This window comes from Rossellomorea aquimaris TF-12, from assembly GCF_001648555.1.
GTDB classification, from domain to species: domain Bacteria; phylum Bacillota; class Bacilli; order Bacillales; family Bacillaceae_B; genus Rossellomorea; species Rossellomorea aquimaris.
The window spans coordinates 548,041-565,470 of record NZ_LQXM01000030.1 but is presented as its reverse complement, the minus strand read 5'-3'; the positions used below and the strand labels follow the sequence as shown (position 1 = coordinate 565,470).

Genomic DNA, 17,430 nt, shown 5'->3' with positions numbered 1-17,430 from the left:
TTCAAACTAACTTCTGTTACAAAAAAAGGATGAGCATAAATGTGCTCATCCTTTTTCATTTTATACTAAATAAATCATGCATTAGGCAGCCGTTCAGATTCCCTAATGCATGAGCTATCCATGAAACGTATAGATTATTTGTTTTATAGAAAATAACCCCAAATAGTAAACTATCGATAAAAATAGTAGATAAATCGATGAAAACAATGGCAGGAGAACCTGTTGAGATATACATAATAGAAAATAATATTGAGGTAAGAATAATAGCCAAATGTATCAATCTCCTAACCAATAAAAAAACCTAAAATGTAATGGCTAACAAAAATTGAAAGATAGATTAATGTAATCCAAGGTTGATAGTCAATATAAAATTCCTTGTGTGTAAACCTGAACGGGTGTGGAATCAAGACCCATGCTACATAATCAAGAATGATAGAAATGACTGTCCATTGAATAACCGTGTTGAACATGAGCTCTTGGAGATTATTCGTTTCTATTCCTCTTACATACAACCATAAAAAAATGGGAAATAAAACTACATTGTAAATAGCTTGATAAGGTAAGGTCTTTAGGTAAGCTGGAGACTTCAAATAGCTTGTTCCTGCTTGTTTTGCATTGGGAACTCCGTAAAAATGATGGAAGATATACATATGGATAATAGCGACGAATGTTACAACAGAGTATGCAATTAATAGCCATATAAAGGATAACCCTAAATGTTCAAACATTTTCCTCACCTCCTTCTAAAAATATGAAAATTCACCTATAATTATCCAATATTATATTTTGAAAATAAAGAAAATTATTATTTTTAATTCGACATTCACTGATTTTATCCCCTATGTCTCTTTATGGTACAATCAATAGAGTCTTAAAACGGAAGTAGTAAAGGAAGATCGATATGACGAAAAAAGCACCGGTTCAAAAAAATGATTATATAGATGACGCGGCATTTGTAGATTTAACGCATGATGGAAATGGGGTTACGAAGGTAGACGGCTACCCTCTGTTTGTTCCGAATGCTCTTCCAGGTGAAGTAGGAAAAGTTAAGGTCGTAAAAACAAGCAAAGGCTATGGCTTTGGCCGGCTCGTTGAACGAACAAAGGAAAGTTCTTTTCGTCAAGAGCCTCCATGTCCTATTTATCATGAGTGTGGAGGCTGTCAGATTCAGCACATGAGCTATGAAGGGCAGTTGGAGGCGAAGGAGAAGAACGTTCGAGACGTGATGCAGCGGATCGGGAAGCTCCATGACCTTCAAGTCCACCGGGTTCTCGGAATGGATGACCCTTGGAGATACCGAAACAAGGCGCAGGTTCCAGTAGGCGAGAAAAATGGCCGTTTTGTTGCCGGCTTTTATCAAAAACGCAGTCATGAAATCATCGATATGGATAAATGCATCATTCAATATGAGAAAAATGATGAAGTCATACAGCATGTAAAGGATATTTGTGAGAAATTAGAGGTCCGTCCCTATGATGAGACAAAACACAAAGGGGTTCTTCGCCATATTATGACTCGTACTGCGTATACGACAGGTGAGGTGATGGTGGTGTTGGTGACAAGAACACCTGAGCTGCCTCATAAAAGTAAGATTGTTGAAGAGCTTGTTCAACGAATAGAAGGTTTGAAATCAATTATCCATAATGTGAATTCTAAGAGAACAAACATCATTATGGGAGACTCGACTCACGTGTTATGGGGAGAAGAAGTGATCCATGATTTTATTGGTGACGTAAAGTTTGCCATATCAGCTAGATCCTTCTATCAGGTGAACCCGGAGCAAACGAAGGTCCTCTATGACAAAGCACTAGAATATGCAGACTTACATGGGGAAGAAACGGTGATTGATGCCTATTGTGGAATAGGGACAATCTCTTTATTCCTAGCACAAAAAGCGAAGAAGGTTTACGGTGTTGAAATTGTTCCTCAAGCCATTGAAGATGCAAAGAAAAACGCTATTCTAAATGGAATGGATAACGTTGAGTTTAAAGCTGGTCCAGCAGAAGTGGTGATTCCAGATTGGTATAAAGAAGGTATTCACGCGGATGTTCTAGTGGTCGATCCTCCACGTAAGGGCTGTGACGAAGCGTTGCTCAATACGATCTTAGAAATGAAGCCAAAGAAGGTCGTTTACGTTTCTTGTAATCCGGCAACATTAGCTCGAGATCTGAGGATACTGGAAGATGGGGGCTATAAAACAACGGAGGTTCAACCAGTTGATATGTTCCCGCAAACGATGCACTGTGAAGCAGTTGCAAAAATTGAGCTAGTATAATAAATAAAGTGAGGGATATCGATAATGTATCTCACAATTAAAGAAACAGCAGAATATTTATCTTTGCCAGAGTCCTACATTGAGACACTGGTTCAACAAAAGAAAATAAGAGCCGTTCATGATGGAGAGCAATATTTACTTTATCGTGAGCAGTTTAATCAGCATTTAGAGCAAATGGAAAAAATGAAAAGACAATTGGCTGAATACTTGAATGAACCGATTCCTGAAGATCCGGATGTGAAGGATGAGGACTAGCAAATAAAGTGTGTTTCAAAGAAGCCACTAAGAATGGAGAATTCTCATGAACGGACAACAGAGGTCAAATATTAAACCAGGACTTGAAGTAGATATTGTTTTGAAAAAAGATCAGAGATCAGGACAAACTACTCGTGGCATTGTGAAAGACATTTTAACCAACTCCCCTAATCATCCACATGGAATTAAGGTCAGGTTAGAAGATGGACAAGTCGGTCGTGTGAAAAATATACTTTAAGTATGGAAAGAGAGGTCCTATGTAGGGTCTCTCTTTTTATTTTTTCTGTATTCACTCGGCTCTTTTCGTAAACTTTGTTGCTTTTGAAAAGAGGGTAGTGGAGATAAAAGTGTTTCATGTGGAAATAAAAAGGAAGAACATCAATTGAAACTATCTTTAATAGATTTTCAAAACATAAGGAAGAGATTTGGATGGCTCAATTTTATATTAATCAAAATCAATAAGCTAATGGAGATCATGAAGTGATGTAGAAAACTGTGATTTCATGCCTATTTAAAAAAATATTCTAGAGCTTGTCGGTCATTCCAGCTGCTCAAGTGCTATGACCAGGTGAATGGTTGCAAGCACTATGCACATGACTGTCACACCTCGTAATGTAAAAAAGCCTCGCTATTAGCGAGGCTTTTTCGATTCGGATTTGGTGTAACGTGCCCTTTTATTTGAATAATTGAGGAAGTCCATTAATTAGTGCATAGACACCCATGTAAGACATGGCAATGACGATTAAAGCACCAAAAATAGTCATCCAGATTGGGTGTTTGTAGTCCCCCACAATTTTTGTTTTGTGAGCAGCGATTAGCATAACACCGAGAGCGATAGGTAAGATTAATCCATTTAAAGAACCAACCAAAATTAAAATGGCAACAGGTTTACCCACTACTACAAATACAAGAGTTGAAACGGTGATAAATCCAACGATTAACCATTTTTGATATTTTTCAAGGATAGGACTAAATGTTCTAATAAACGATACGGAGGTATAGGCTGCTCCTACAACTGAAGTGACGGCTGCAGACCACATAACGATTCCGAACATTTTATAGCCGATATTACCTGCTGCCAGTTTAAACACGGAGGCAGGAGGGTTAGAAGGATCTAATTGTAACCCTTGAGCCACGACGCCAAGTGCAGCTAAGAATAAGAAGATTCGCATAATCGATGCAATCCCAATGGCTGAAACCGAGCTCTTCGTGATTTCAGGGAGGGCTTGTTTACCTGTAATTCCTGCTTCAAGTAGGCGGTGACCACCTGCAAAGGTGATATAGCCACCAACGGTTCCACCGACAAGTGTAATAATGGCTAAGAAATCAATTGTGTCAGGCATAAATGTTTTGGTTACGGCTTCTCCAACAGGAGGATCAGCAGTGAACATAACGAACACTGTAAGAATGATCATAAGAAATCCGAGAATCTGTGCAAACTTATCCATAAGCTTGCCTGCTTCTTTCACAAGAAATATGCCGACTGCCACAATTCCACTGAACAAGGCACCCATTTCAGGAGAGATCCCAAATAAAACGTTGGTCCCTAAACCAGCTCCGGCAATATTTCCGATATTGAAAGCTAAGCCTCCAGCGACAATAAGTATGGCAAGGAAATAGCCTAACCCGGGTAGAACATCATTGGCGATATCCTGGGCTCTCTTTTCTGCAATGGCAATGATTCGCCAAATGTTTAACTGTGCACCAATATCAATGATAATGGAAACGAGAATGACAAATCCAAAGCTTGCAGCTAAGGTTTCTGTAAAGACGGTTGTTTGTGTTAAAAAACCTGGTCCAATAGCAGAGGTAGCCATTAAAAAAGCTGCCCCTAATAATAGACTCATATTTGATTTTTTCATATGCAGTCTCCTTTGTTGTATATCATCATTTGTTGAGATGGTTATCTATTGAACTTTAAGGAAATTCCTTGCTTTAGGTGACGAATCTGCTTTTCACGGTCCAAATAGAGCTGTTGGGCTTCTTCATGGGTAATAGAAGTAAACGAAAGCTTTTCACCTGGTTTCGTTTGGGCGATGATCGGAAGGTCGATTGAAGCCACATGACCGATTCTTGGGTACCCTCCCGTCGTTTGCCGATCAGCTAATAGAATGATGGGATTCCCATCTGCCGGAACTTGAATGGTTCCAAAGGTAACGGCTTCAGAAATCATGTCGAAGTCTTTCTCTAATTTTAAAGGTGATCCACTTAAACGGTAACCCATACGATCTGATTGAGGGGAGACCTTAAAGGGCTGTTGAAAGAAATGCTGTTGACTCTCTTTTGTGAAGTGCTTGTACTCCGGTCCTTCAATCACTCGTATAGGTTGATCCGGTTGATGGGTAGAGATGAATTCAGACGAAATAGACCAATCAATTTCTGTAAACGATCTTTCTTTTAAAAAGGGAGTAAGATAATCAACGATATCTGCAGAGCTTTTACTTAATGGACCTATTTTTAATTCATCGTTCGCTTTTAAGGGTCTACCTTCGAATCCGCCAATTCCAGCACGTAAGTATGTGGATTTGCTTTTCATGACAGGGGTTAATTCAACACCCCCTGCCACAGAAAGGTAGGATCTGCACCCATTTTTAGATGGGCCAAACCTGAGCTCACTTCCTGCTTTTATAAGCAATGAACGCCATAATGGCACAGGTTCACCATTGATTGAAGGAGATAGATCTCCCCCGCAGATGGAAATAAGACTCGTTTTTTGAAAGGTAAGGACGGGTCCTACCAGGGTTATTTCAATTGTTGCCTCATCTTCTTGATTGCCCACTAATAAATTTGCAATTTTATGAGCAAGGGGGTCCATACTCCCGCTTACAATAACCCCATATCTCTGAAAACCGTACCTTCCTGAATCCTGAATGCTAGAAAGGAGGCCGGACTTTACTACATTTATCATTATTCCTCCTCCAGTTCTTTGTATTCTTTTAGTGTAATTGCTTTAAAACGTATTCGATTCCCAGCCTCTAATAAACTTGGAGATTCCTTTTCTGGTTGGAACAATTTCAATGGTGTTCGACCAATCAGCTGCCATCCACCAGGAGTTTCAATGGGATAGACTCCTGTTTGTTCACCTGCTATTCCTACTGATCCGGCCGGGATTTTAAGTCTTGGTGATTCTTTACGAGGCGTGGCGATATCAGGAGACATTCCACCTATATATGGAAAGCCGGGAGCAAACCCAATCATATAGACCAAATAGTTTCCGCTTGTATGCTTTTCTATCACCTCATTTTCGGAAATGTGGTGGTATTCAGCCACTTTCTGAAGATCAGGACCAAACTCTCCGCCATAGCAGACAGGTATTTCAACGATTCTTGATTCGGTTTTTTGTCCATCCTTTACCTCAGCAAGGAACCCTTTAATATCTTCACAAACAATTTCATAAGGAAGTTTGCTTTGAGGGGATCCTATCGCTTTGATAGGATCGTAAAATAGCGTTACGGTCGTGAACGCTGGAACGAGTTCAACGAGCCATTCGATTGAACTATTTTCAAAATAAGCCGTTACTTGTTTTACTTTTTCATGAGTATTTTGCTCGATAGATTCACCTAGTTGAATGACAACTGCATGGTCACCCAATGGTCTTAGAGTATAATTCAATGGGCGTCCTCCTCTTTTGAAATTGTAGAATCATGATAAGGAATAATCTTTAAATATGTATGTAGGTGTTTACTTATACTTTTCAGAAAGTTTAGCCATGCTGTTCATTATAGTATAAATCATAATCTTTTCAATGAAAGTTTCAGACCGTTCAAGGATTTGGAGGGTGAAAAACAGCAATAGGGAAGGATGTATTCGAATTAAAGAAGTTGCTTCTCCTTAAATAATAAAGGGGAATACAACTGTAAAAAAATAGTAATTATCTTGAGGATGAAATCATATATCTTTTAACCTTAATGTGCTATTATTTAGTAATCCGAAATAAATAATGTGAGCCGTAATAATGGCTCTTGTATAGAAAAAACGTTATCGAAAGAAGGTCCATAGAATGAAAGCTAAACAACCTTTATGGACAAGCTCATTTATCATGTTGATGGTAGGGAACTTGTTTGTATTTATGTCCTTCCAAATGTTAATCCCAACCTTGCCACCGTACATTAAGTCAATTGGTGCGTCAGGATTGGAAATTGGATTAGTTACGACCCTGTTCTCCATTGGAGCAGTACTAAGTCGTCCGTTTATTGGCTATATGCTGGAATATAAGGATCGTAAACCTCTTGTATTAATAGGAGTCATCTCTTTGTTATTGATCACGGTGATTTATCCCTTATCAAGTGTGGTCGTTATCTTTTTACTATTTAGATTTGTTCATGGATTAGCCTGGGGATGGTCGACAACGGTTAATGGAACTGCAGCTGTTGATGTGGTACCTAAATCCAGACTTGGAGAAGGGATGGGATATTACGGCTTGTCTATTACCATAGGGATGATCATTGCCCCTAGCCTCGGAATCTATTTATTTCAAGTCACCACTTTTACAAACCTAATTATTACATCAAGTATTCTAGGAGTTATCGCTATCATTCTATTAGGTACTGTGAATTATCGTACTCCTCAAATTGTACAAGAAACGAAGAAAGAGGATCTGCGTTTTTCATACCTTGGATCATTAATTGAGAAATCAAGCTGGTTTCCAGCTTTTATCACAATTATGGTCACGTTTGGATACGGCTCTATTGTTACGTTTATCGTTATTTTTGGTGAAGAACGTGGGATTTCTCATATCTTTTTATTTTATTTGTGTAATGCCATTATGGCGTCAATTTCAAGGCCGATTGCAGGAAAGTGGTTTGATGAGCGAGGACCAAAAGGGTTAGTGCTATTCTGTATTGTTCTCACATTTATTGGCATGTGGGTATTGTCTTATGCACACTCTGATTCTCTTATCATCGTTTCAGGAATTCTATTTGGAGTTGGGTTCGGTTCGCTAATTCCGACCTTACAGTCATGGACGTTATCTTTAACACCTGATAATAGAAGAGGAGTAGCAAATGGAATGTTCTTTTCTTCTATTGACTTAGGAATTGGATTAAGTGGCTTAGTGTTTGGAGTGTTAGCACAATTTGTTGAAACGGGTGTTTTATTCCAAATTTCCAGTATGTTTTTACTGATTGCTCTTGTAGTAGCTCTTCTTGAAGGACGTAAACAGAAAAAATTTGTTGAGCAGACGTCATCATAGTTTAATAGCCATTTAAAGGTGGTAATGTAATAAGGACTATCTATTTCAAAGCTTCGGGAAGCCTTTTGTTATAGATAGTCCTTTTTGCTGTAAGGAAAACATTACTTTTGGATCACGGTAGAAAGTATCAATCCTTATTTGAAAAGGAATTGAAATTTTATCAAGGAAATATTCTGTTAGAATGATATCAATAGACAAGTCTGTGGGTTTCTAGTTAGGAAATTTCACATATAACGGAGGACATTATGACAGAAGAAAAATTATTAATGGAAAAGTCGTATTATCAAACTTTTTTAATAGAAAATGAACTTAATCTTCACCCCATTGAAATCCTTGGAGAAGCTTTTGTTGTTGAACAACAGAATGAGCCATATGATTTAACATTGATTCGTTATGCTCAAGGTGAAGTTTATTTTCACAGTAAGGACTACGAGGCAGCGATTTTTAAATGGGAGAGCATTCAAAATGAGCTGGAGCCTTGGGCAAAAAAGAACATTGCGGATTCCTATTATGAATTAGGCATGTTGACGGCAGCAGAAGACGTTTATACGAGTATTGGAACGGAAAGTACGATGCTGACCATGGAAGTTTCACTTCAGTTGTTTTCTCTTTATATCGAGCGGAACAAGGTGAAATCAGCTTATCGCATCATCGAAAAAGCATTAAATATCGATTCGGATTATCCTAATGTATCAGAATTGGCACGTGCTTTTTATGAGGAACAGGAAGACTGGAATCATGCAGTTGAATTAGCTGTGAAAGAATCGATCCGGACTCAAAGAGCCATATGGTTTGCGACCCTTCGTGAATATTCAGATCAAGGGTATACAACCTCATTCACCCCGACTTATTTTTATGATGTATTGATTACTGTTTATGAAAATGACCGGAATCAGTTTAAGGATTTAGTGTTATCTTTATGGACAGGATATCAAGGGACTTCTCAAACTCATATCGAGTGGATGTCTACTGTTAATACGATTTTTGAATATGTAGAAGTGAACACAAATGAATCATGGGAAGATATTTTATCTCAATTTCAACAATCATATGTTCAATTTCTAGAAGGGAACTTCCTTGTTAAAGAACTGGAAGGATTTATGCCAAATATGTTGACGAATTGGCTGAAAATCAGTAAGGCTCACAGCTCTTTATTCCCGGCAGCAGCTGTCTTGGCTTGGAATGATGTTTTTTCTTATTCCATAGAACCTATGGTTGTTGAAGAAGCAGAGTCATTCATTTTAAAAGAAGAATATAATCAAACACGGTTTGAAGATATCATTCTTTTCCTTAACAAGATTATCGATTGGTCCGAGCGTAATGAGGCACCAGTTAGTTACAAAACAAACTGGATTGCTGAACAGTTACTTGACTTAAGTGAACGCCATTTGATTGTTGCTGGAAGTGAAGCAAGCGGAAAGTCCTCCTTTGTTGAATCAGTCATTGGAGAAAGTGTAGGAGAAGCGGAAGGATCAACGGTTATTTATCGCTACCATGATCAGCAGGTGGAAGTACAGGAAATACATGACCATGGATGCAATAAGGTGGAAAGTATTGCAGACTTCGAGGAATTGATGCAGCGGGAAGCCTTTGTTGAATATAAACTGCCTTCTGACTTTCTTAAGAAAACGGGCAGTACGTTGATAGACGTACAAAATGGCAGCAGGAAGCTTGAGGATTTAACCTCTTTTTACCCAGTTGCCGATGGATTGCTGTATGTCTTGAATGCAGATGCACCATTTAATGCAGAAGACCGCCAAACGTTGAGAAAGTTAACAGAGTTAGATCAGCCAGTTACCGTTCATTTCTTATTGAATAAGATGGATAAAGTAGTGAATGCCGAGCATTCGGAACAGTTGATAACATCCATGAAAAATAAAGCAAGAGAGTGGTTTCCTGATGCGGAAGTATTACCATACTCTTCAATGGAAGCCGTTCATCTTCAACAAAAAGATGTTCAAGTATTTTTAAGGGATCAGTATGTATCTAATCACAGCACCTTAAAAGCTGAACGAGGAGCAAAACTATTTTACCTTGTAAGAAAAACGCTCAAGGACTTATTTTTAAAACGAAAAGACCGGGAAAATGACCTTAAGGATTCCATAGAAAAGAATAAAGATATACTGGTCCGACTAAATGGATTCCACCATTATCTAGGTGATATGCAAAGTGAAAAGGTCTCAGTGATTAAAGATACGTTCCATCAAAAGAAAGAGGCCATAAAAAAAGAAATCTCTGCACAAATTCCGAAGATACTCAGCGGTTGCTCTGAGTTGATTACGGAAGAAAGTGATTTTAAACAAATTCACATTGAATTGAATGAGGTCATGAATACTCGCATTCAAAAGTATATACAGGAAGATCTAATGCTTCGCTATGTTGTTTCTCTAGAAGAATGGCTTGCCTTTTCTAGACAGGAACTTCAGGATAGTCAGAATTATTTAAATGAAATGAGTGAGACCTTTAACGAATTATTTGGTAAGGATCGAGTGGTATTACAATGTGATTTCCAAGTTCTTGATGACTGGCGTCGTGATGTAAGCCGAATGGGGACTAGAGCACAAATTGAAAAAGAAAATATTTTGTTACGCTTTAACCCGGCTCAGTTTTTATTAAAGAGTGCTGGAAAACTATTAGGTGTATTACCTCAAAACAAGTCATTACTATATAACCAATACAAACGATATTTAGAAAATGAAGATTATAGTGATATTACAGCTTCTATTGTGGATAAATTTTTCCTTCAATTTGATTTGTTTGAAAAATCACTAGAACAGGATGTACATTCCTTCTTCATTGAACCATTTAAGCAATTGGACATTACCATTCAGGATACAAAAGAAGAAATCGCATCAAGCGAAGAAACGTTAAAATTATTAAAAGCAAATCCAGAACGATACTTTGATCCTATCACTCTATTCGAGGTGAAACTCCTTCAATATGAGTATATGGTTAAATCCAGCTATAAAACGTCACAATACTATTAATATCGTAGGGATTTCTGTTTTATCACATGAGTTCTGCTAATGGCTCTGTCAACTAGTATGTAACAGATATTGAGGGGAACGACCTCGAGCGCCTAAGCCCTGGAGCTAGACAGTGAGACCCCGGAAGGCGAAGCATGAGGATGCTCACCGCCCGCCCTGCGGAAAGCGAGCATCCTGGAGTGTAAATCAACCATTACTCTCCTTGATAATAGCCACTATGTTTAATGAAAATCGTGAAAAAAAGACTAATTTGTAAGGAGTCTAACCCTTCAAATTAGTCTTTTTGTTATTTTACAGCACGCCTCTGTTTTTTAAATCTGTCGCTATTTCTTTAAAAGAATCAACGGCTACAAACGGGATTTCTTTTTCTTTCAATATCCTTTGTAAATCAGCTTTAGCATACGTTACATCTGCGTATTGTGCTGGATGTGAGTCTGGTTCACTGTCTCCGGCAAAGTAAATCACATCGTACTTTTCTTTTAGATTCTGAATCACTTTTGATTTATCAATGCCATACCGTTTTGAGAAATGAACATGATTTTCATCAATATTCATGTGTATATTTTTATCTTTAAAATACCCTTCGTTTGAGAATACCTCAACGTTTTTGATACCGTGATTCTTTAAAATATGATAAATATAATAGTCGGTACCGGCACTCAAAATATAGAAATCTGCACCTTCATGCTGAACATCTTGAATAAAGGACGGGACGAATTCGTCAATAGGGATATTTAAAATGTCATGAATGATTTGCTCTTCATTCTGATTAATGGATGTAAACACAGTAGTTAAGAAATCGATATCAAGAATCTCTTCATTTTTCCACTTTTTAAAAAGGATTTCCCCTTCTGGAAAGTATTGATCCATCACCAATCTATAGAAATCTTGTTTAGATATGGTGCCGTCAAAATCAGAAACAAATGCCCATGTTTTATCCATCAGAAACCCTCCATTTTTCTTTGTTTTTACAATATAAGCGGATATCATCATAATGAAGGAAATAGTGAAGGATATCAACTGCACATATTAAAATAGATAAATATGGATGTGAAGGAATTATTTTAACTTATACCCAAAAAAATCATTACCTTAGACGAAAGGTATATAGGAGGTTCATGCATAGAAAATACATATAGAAGGTTTTGGGGGACAAACACTTGAATACGATTACGATGAAACGAAAAGAACGAATAGCCATTACACAAAAAAAACGGATAAAAGCCCGGAATAAAAGAATTGCAGCAGCAACGGTTGCAGGGACGATTACAGCACTCATACTAATGAATGGTAAGGCTGGAGCTTGTAGCACCGAGTATTTAGTCAAACCAAATGATACTTTATATAGCTTATCGAAAAAATATGACATTACTGTGGATCAATTAATGGAGGCGAACTCTTTAACGTCTGAAAAAATCCTGGTGGGCCAGCAGCTTCTCGTGCCAGATCTAGTTAAACCTATCATGTATTCGGTTCAAAGAGGAGATACACTCTATTCCCTTTCAAAAATGTACGGTTCGACAGTAAAAGAATTGAAAGAGATCAATTTTCTTCAATCTAATCAAATTAATATTGGTCAAACAATCCTTATACCTCAGGTAGCATTCAATCAGGAGGTTGGAGAAATGTACACAGTTCTTCCTGGTGATACATTATGGGGAATAGCCAATCGTTATGGGATTGATCCTCAAGAGCTTGCGAAAGAAAATGACCTTCATATGGAAATGGTGATCATTGGACAGCAATTGTTTATTCCGGGAACCGCGTCAGTTTCGGAAGTAGAAATAGTGGGTGCTGCAGATAGTTTCACTGTTGAATTTAATGATGAAGGTAAATTACTTGTTTTAAAAGTACCATACGGAACAGCTTCCGCCTATCAGGAAATGTCGGGTCAATACGTAAGAGTGATTCACAAAAATGGGGCTGTGATTTCAGCATCCTAACCACTTTTCTAATACAAAAGAATTAAAAAGGAGAGGCAAATGCCTCTCCTTTTTAATTAAATTTAGTCAGTGATTTTGCATATTCCAAAGGAGTTGGTAGGATATTCGGAAGAACGGCTCTTTCATCATCTTCTCTAAATGCTTTAATTTCAGCTGCGTAATTGACTTGAACCTCTAGTAAATAGACATGCAGGTTTGCATCAATCACAAAATCAATGGCTACATCGCCAAGATGCATGGAGCGCTTCTCTAATGTTTTTAATACTGTGATGCATAGATTTGATATATCTATGATTTTTTCCTCAGCCTTGAGTTGAGATAAACCATAAAATTCTTGCAGGGCTACTAATCCCGGTACGACACGATTTCGGTTGTTTGAGTTTGAAATGATGCTTCCTTTATTCGCTACCTTTGTTTCTAGTCCAGAATATTTCCATTTCTGTGTACCATCCTTTTGAATATACATTCGGAAATCAACTTTCTCTCCATTAGGATTCACCGAAAGGATTTCCTGTTGAATGATATACTCTTTGTTCTCTACTAATTTCTTTTTTAGGCAGTTATTTAATTCATTTCTAGAGGTAGCCTTCTCTTTTACTCCGTCTCGGTCAGTAACAACAAAATGATTGTCCACCTTTTTAATATGGAGTATACCGTTTCCACCAGCTAAAGTAGAGGGTTTTATATAAGCTGAATGGTTTGTCTTTAGAAAATGAAGGACGCTATTAATGCCTTTATATTCTTTTGTGAGGGGCAAGGCATCTTTAGTACTTGATTTTCGTGACATGAGCGTCCAAAAATCTAATTTGTTTGTATTTCCATAAGGATAATTAAATATGGTATCTCCTAATATTTCTTTGAAATATTGATATCTTTTCTCTCTTAATGGAACGCGATTTAAAAAGGAAGAGGGGTAAGGAAATATCCCAGGTTTAAAAGAATTTGATTTTTGATCAAAGTAAAAACCTGACATGGTTTGTTGTTGGAAATCAGTAGTAGTAGGATTAAAAAGAAAGATCAGCCCTCCAATTTTTTCGTAGTGAGCTAAACGAAGTAGCTGCTGGGGAGGATCTTTCATATATCTGTCATAAACATTAATTCCAATGACGGGACCTAAGAAAAGCTGTCCATCCTCAATAATCACTTCATATGTGACGGGAGGAATGGTTAAGTTGTTTTCTAATTCAGGAGATAGACGAATCTCCCCATGGGCAAGTTGATCGTTCAGTTTTATTTTGAAATTTCGAGTGTAGGCTCCAAAATGAAAGGATATTCGGTTAGATTTGATTCCTATAAGGTTATATGTTTCTCTACTAAGCATCAATTGATTCTTGCTCATGCTATCATCCAGTTTAATAGTAAACATATAACGGTGTTTCATCATCTTGACCGTTTCGTACATCTTCATGGCGCTGGATCCTTTAACGAGAATCACATCGTTTTTCGTTAATAGCTGCTTTAATTGGCTGTGAAGCTCATCACGAGATGTGAAATGCTGTGCTTTCAATGATGGAAATCCTTTTTTTATGGCAGCATCAATTACCCATTTAGAGTCTTGTCCAAAAGTGTAAATGTAATCGATATTTCTTTTGACTGCATACTCTCCTACTTCTAAATGTCCTTCTTTTGAATAGTTTCCCAATTCTAACATATCTCCTAAAACTAAAATCTTCTTTTTACCTTTATTTATATTGTGGAGAACATCAATTCCTGCCTTGACCGATTGTGGATTGGCATTTGCCGTATCATCAATTAATAAGGAGTTGTTTCTTAACGGAAACCGATTTAATCGTTTGATAGGAATCGTAAAGTTTTTTAAACCTTTTCTAATATCAGAGGCAGTGAAATGCAGTTCATGACAAATGGCAATAGCAAATAAGGCGTTGTATACATTATGAAGACCAAAGGTAGGGATGAAATACGGCTCCTTATGGTCCTTAGCTAGAACCGTGAACTCCATACCTTCCTCTGTATAGTGAATATCGATTGCTTGATAGTCTGCTTTCGAATGGATTCCAATTTTAGTGATCCTCCCCTTAAAAGAGTGAGTATCGAGAAGTTCAGAGTTTTTATCATCTCCGTTAAGAAATAATTTTCCATCTTGTTTCATTCTTTTTATTAAACCTGATTTGTTTTTAGCGGTGGATTCATAGCTGTTTCCTAAGCTTCCATAATGAGCGGTACCGATATTGGTTATAACAGAAATGTTTGGTTGTAAGTATCTGCAGTGTCTCTTTGCGGCGTCAGGCTTTCCCATTCCCATTTCAAGTACCATGGCTTCACAAGAAGAATCGTATCTATTGGCAATATTTCTTGTGTTATAAGGCAGGTTTTTATTTCCAATCGATTTTAGAATTTTCCATTTTGATTCTACAATCGACACAATAAATTCTCTTGTAGTCGTTTTCCCCGTACTTCCGGTAATGGCTATAGTGGGGATGTCCAAAACAAGTGGTTTCATATGTTTCCCTCCATAAAGAACTATAATATATAGTAATTTATGCTTAGTTACTATAAGTGTGTGGTTGAAATTCCTACTTTCTAGTAAATAGTTTATGAGGGAATATTAGGAGTGGAATTTTTCGGCGTATTGAAAAACCTACAGTTTGTTTAAAAGAATGGGTTCGGTTTTGAAGTGCAGAAACTACATTAGATATAAAATAAAAGGTTCAAATCGCATATGATTTGAACCTTTTATGCCCCTCTTCGTAAACTTTGTTGCCTTTGAAAAAGTGAGTGGTGGTTGATTTCCTCTCTAGATGCTCGCTTTCCGTTTTCCGCAGGAGTTCGAGCACCTTCCGCTCCAATCAACATCAATCACATACTGGTTGACAGAGCCATCGGCAAAAATGATAAAACAAAAAATCTGTGCGAAAAGAGCCAATAGTTAAATATAATTTATTTAAGAAAATGATAACCTGTGTTCTTCTGGTAAGGTACATAAAATCTTTCGGAGTGCCATAACTGTTTAAAAGGGGGTCAAATTTTATGTTTAATGTACTGATTTTCTTAGTGATAGCTTTGATTGGAATAATACTATATTTAACTATTACAAAAAAGAAGTACTGGAAATTCATTTTAGTAATTTTGATCATAATCATAGCCGTATTATTACTAATTGGCTTCCGCTTTACTGCATCAAGTGCCTTACCTTTCGGTTCCAATGTGATAGAAAGTGTTGATACAAATTACGGTAAAGCAATATTATATGAGGATGGAACCGATCATGCATTTGGCTTAGCGAAAATTAATCGTAGCCTTGGGTTTTTATATCATTACTCAGGTGGCACTTTCGACTATATGGTTGAAGGAAATGAACCCTTCCAAGCTGCTGGCTTTGGAAATGATAAAGGTTTTATGGTTGGGGTGAAAACTAGCAATCCAAATATTAAGTATATTGTGGTTGGTGATCACCTGGAAAATTCAACACCATCAGACCCATACAACTTTAATATGGAAACGGTTGAAAAATATCCCGAAAGATACCATGTTGAAGAGTTAGTTGCTGATTATGCATTCTTTGTGCTTGATGAGTATTCTGAAGCAACATGGACAATAAGAGCCCTTGATAAGGAAGGGAATCTAATTGCAGACAAATTGTTTGGAGCAGGTGAAGCTAGAAATATTGATTGAAAAATAAAAAATAAAAGTGAAAAGGCATTGTTATTTAACAATGCCTTTTCACTTTTATACTAGGAAACCGAACTCGATATATTTAAATAGATTGGGTTTAAAAGCTAAAGCTAATTAAAATTTCAAAAACTGACTATTCTCCGTAATGACCCCTTCAATAATTCTCTCAAGGGAATTCTCTGTATGTATGGTGGAGAAATCAATTCCTAAATGAATGGCGGTTTGAGCTACCTCAGGTCGAATACCTGTAAGGATTGTTTTTATTCCTATGAGATTCAAGGCATTTATTAGATGGAAGATTTGTTGCGCCACCATAGTGTCAATTAACACTACTCCAGATAAATCGATGACAAGCATGGATAGGTTGGCGTCGGCGCTTTGTTGAAGGGTAGACTCTAGAATGGACCGGGCTCTAGTGGTATCAATGTCACCAATAATAGGGAGTAAGCCTACCTCTGATGTTATGGAAATGACAGGTGTGCTTAACTCTTGAATTAAATTTGACTGTGCCTTTAGACGATTCATCAGGATTCCTAAGAAAGTGCACGTAAACGTCTCTAATACATAATCCAATGCAAAATTTAGTTTGCGCTCCCAATGAAAAATATCTTTTCCTGCAATATTCAAATTCGTTTCTTCAACAAATCTTTCTATATATGTCCATAGAACTCTTCTGAAATTCCCGCCATTTCGAATAACCTCATCCAGGGTTGTTTGGGATTTACTTCGCTCGGAAGCGGTTTTTTGTGTCCAATTCGAAATGACTTCTTTTGTTTCCTCTTCTGTCAAAAATAAGCTTTCACCTAATATTTTCAAGTAGTTTTTATTCTGAGCTTTAATCTTCTGGAGAACGTCAAAGGGAGCGTCTAGAGAATATTCTGAACCCGTCTTAATCTGCTGGTATTTCAACCAATCTTCTGTAAACTCATCGGCGTGATTCATTAAATAGTTATATAATTCGTTGGAATGTGTATCCATAAAATCTCCCTTTTCGAATTGTCATTATCTACTATTTTCAACGTTTTCATAACAACTGTCAATATTCTACGGTAAAAGAAGAAATAGGTAGATAGATTTCAATTTTATACAGGAAAATATACAAAAATAAAAACACAATGCTATATTAATATTTTAAAAACTACTAAT

Annotated in this window: 15 protein-coding genes; 7 read left to right on the top strand and 8 right to left on the bottom strand. The window is 37.1% G+C overall.

The window, feature by feature from the left end; translation table 11 throughout:
• Positions 1-55: 55 nt before the first annotated feature.
• Together IQI_RS19865 and IQI_RS19860 are read right to left on the bottom strand one after the other, a co-directional pair.
• Positions 56-271, bottom strand: coding sequence for a CPBP family intramembrane glutamic endopeptidase (locus tag IQI_RS19865; RefSeq protein ID WP_064094393.1), 216 nt, complete (start codon positions 269-271; stop codon positions 56-58).
• A 13-nt stretch (positions 272-284) separates the two neighbouring features.
• Entirely contained in the window at positions 285-728 is a 444-nt protein-coding gene (locus IQI_RS19860) for a hypothetical protein (protein ID WP_064094392.1), read from the bottom strand.
• Positions 729-901: 173 nt separating this feature from the next.
• Here IQI_RS19860 and rlmD point away from each other — a divergent pair, with 173 nt between their 5' ends.
• Genes rlmD through IQI_RS19845 form a run of 3 tightly spaced genes read left to right on the top strand, consistent with a single transcriptional unit; the run spans position 902 to position 2,768 of the window.
• Positions 902-2,275 carry a 23S rRNA (uracil(1939)-C(5))-methyltransferase RlmD gene (gene rlmD / locus IQI_RS19855; RefSeq protein WP_064094391.1) on the top strand — a complete coding sequence of 458 codons (1,374 nt, stop codon included), beginning with the start codon at positions 902-904 and terminating at the stop codon, positions 2,273-2,275.
• 24 nt (positions 2,276-2,299) lie between these two features.
• Entirely contained in the window at positions 2,300-2,530 is a 231-nt protein-coding gene (locus IQI_RS19850) for an excisionase family DNA-binding protein (protein ID WP_064094390.1), read from the top strand.
• A gap of 46 nt (positions 2,531-2,576) precedes the next feature.
• Entirely contained in the window at positions 2,577-2,768 is a 192-nt protein-coding gene (locus IQI_RS19845; RefSeq protein ID WP_064094389.1) for a YwbE family protein, read from the top strand.
• A gap of 436 nt (positions 2,769-3,204) precedes the next feature.
• Here the strand turns inward: IQI_RS19845 and IQI_RS19840 are convergent, their stop codons facing one another.
• The 3 genes from IQI_RS19840 to pxpB are packed head-to-tail and all read right to left on the bottom strand — an operon-like array spanning position 3,205 to position 6,142.
• Positions 3,205-4,392 carry an NRAMP family divalent metal transporter gene (locus IQI_RS19840; RefSeq protein ID WP_064094388.1) on the bottom strand — a complete coding sequence of 396 codons (1,188 nt, stop codon included), beginning with the start codon at positions 4,390-4,392 and terminating at the stop codon, positions 3,205-3,207.
• A gap of 41 nt (positions 4,393-4,433) precedes the next feature.
• Positions 4,434-5,438: a 5-oxoprolinase subunit C family protein gene (locus tag IQI_RS19835; RefSeq protein WP_064094387.1), complete on the bottom strand. Its 1,005-nt coding sequence runs from the start codon at positions 5,436-5,438 to the stop codon at positions 4,434-4,436.
• On the bottom strand, positions 5,438-6,142 hold the full coding sequence (pxpB, locus tag IQI_RS19830; protein ID WP_064094386.1) for a 5-oxoprolinase subunit PxpB: 705 nt from the start codon (positions 6,140-6,142) through the stop codon (positions 5,438-5,440). Before pxpB ends, IQI_RS19835 begins: the two co-directional genes overlap by 1 nt.
• A gap of 388 nt (positions 6,143-6,530) precedes the next feature.
• Between pxpB and IQI_RS19825 the strand changes: the two genes are divergently transcribed.
• Positions 6,531-7,721, top strand: a complete 1,191-nt coding sequence (locus IQI_RS19825) for an MFS transporter (RefSeq protein ID WP_064094385.1) — start codon at positions 6,531-6,533, stop codon at positions 7,719-7,721.
• Positions 7,722-7,966: 245 nt separating this feature from the next.
• Positions 7,967-10,708, top strand: a complete 2,742-nt coding sequence (locus IQI_RS19820) for a GTPase domain-containing protein (protein WP_064094384.1) — start codon at positions 7,967-7,969, stop codon at positions 10,706-10,708.
• A gap of 291 nt (positions 10,709-10,999) precedes the next feature.
• Here the strand turns inward: IQI_RS19820 and IQI_RS19815 are convergent, their stop codons facing one another.
• On the bottom strand, positions 11,000-11,650 hold the full coding sequence (locus IQI_RS19815) for an MtnX-like HAD-IB family phosphatase (RefSeq protein ID WP_064094383.1): 651 nt from the start codon (positions 11,648-11,650) through the stop codon (positions 11,000-11,002).
• A gap of 218 nt (positions 11,651-11,868) precedes the next feature.
• Between IQI_RS19815 and IQI_RS19810 the strand changes: the two genes are divergently transcribed.
• Positions 11,869-12,651, top strand: a complete 783-nt coding sequence (locus tag IQI_RS19810; RefSeq protein WP_064094382.1) for a muramidase family protein — start codon at positions 11,869-11,871, stop codon at positions 12,649-12,651.
• A gap of 52 nt (positions 12,652-12,703) precedes the next feature.
• Here IQI_RS19810 and IQI_RS19805 read toward each other — a convergent pair whose 3' ends face one another.
• Positions 12,704-15,112: a YheC/YheD family protein gene (locus IQI_RS19805; protein WP_064094381.1), complete on the bottom strand. Its 2,409-nt coding sequence runs from the start codon at positions 15,110-15,112 to the stop codon at positions 12,704-12,706.
• A 527-nt stretch (positions 15,113-15,639) separates the two neighbouring features.
• Between IQI_RS19805 and IQI_RS19800 the strand changes: the two genes are divergently transcribed.
• The gene (locus IQI_RS19800; RefSeq protein ID WP_064094380.1) at positions 15,640-16,284 is read left to right on the top strand and encodes a hypothetical protein; all 645 of its coding nucleotides are present in this window, start codon (positions 15,640-15,642) and stop codon (positions 16,282-16,284) included.
• A 114-nt stretch (positions 16,285-16,398) separates the two neighbouring features.
• Here IQI_RS19800 and IQI_RS19795 read toward each other — a convergent pair whose 3' ends face one another.
• Complete coding sequence (locus IQI_RS19795) at positions 16,399-17,262, bottom strand: STAS domain-containing protein (RefSeq protein WP_064094379.1); 864 nt, start codon at positions 17,260-17,262, stop codon at positions 16,399-16,401.
• Between the last annotated feature and the right edge of the window lie 168 nt (positions 17,263-17,430).

Excerpts from the sequence above, each read along its gene's own strand:
- IQI_RS19860 (WP_064094392.1), bottom strand. The coding sequence starts at position 728 with ATGTTTGAACATTTAGGGTTATCCTTTATATGGCTATTAATTGCATAC.
- rlmD (WP_064094391.1), top strand. The coding sequence starts at position 902 with ATGACGAAAAAAGCACCGGTTCAAAAAAATGATTATATAGATGACGCG.
- IQI_RS19850 (WP_064094390.1), top strand. The coding sequence starts at position 2,300 with ATGTATCTCACAATTAAAGAAACAGCAGAATATTTATCTTTGCCAGAG.
- IQI_RS19845 (WP_064094389.1), top strand. The coding sequence starts at position 2,577 with ATGAACGGACAACAGAGGTCAAATATTAAACCAGGACTTGAAGTAGAT.
- IQI_RS19840 (WP_064094388.1), bottom strand. The coding sequence starts at position 4,392 with ATGAAAAAATCAAATATGAGTCTATTATTAGGGGCAGCTTTTTTAATG.
- IQI_RS19835 (WP_064094387.1), bottom strand. The coding sequence starts at position 5,438 with ATGATAAATGTAGTAAAGTCCGGCCTCCTTTCTAGCATTCAGGATTCA.
- IQI_RS19825 (WP_064094385.1), top strand. The coding sequence starts at position 6,531 with ATGAAAGCTAAACAACCTTTATGGACAAGCTCATTTATCATGTTGATG.
- IQI_RS19820 (WP_064094384.1), top strand. The coding sequence starts at position 7,967 with ATGACAGAAGAAAAATTATTAATGGAAAAGTCGTATTATCAAACTTTT.
- IQI_RS19815 (WP_064094383.1), bottom strand. The coding sequence starts at position 11,650 with ATGGATAAAACATGGGCATTTGTTTCTGATTTTGACGGCACCATATCT.
- IQI_RS19805 (WP_064094381.1), bottom strand. The coding sequence starts at position 15,112 with ATGAAACCACTTGTTTTGGACATCCCCACTATAGCCATTACCGGAAGT.
- IQI_RS19800 (WP_064094380.1), top strand. The coding sequence starts at position 15,640 with ATGTTTAATGTACTGATTTTCTTAGTGATAGCTTTGATTGGAATAATA.
- IQI_RS19795 (WP_064094379.1), bottom strand. The coding sequence starts at position 17,262 with ATGGATACACATTCCAACGAATTATATAACTATTTAATGAATCACGCC.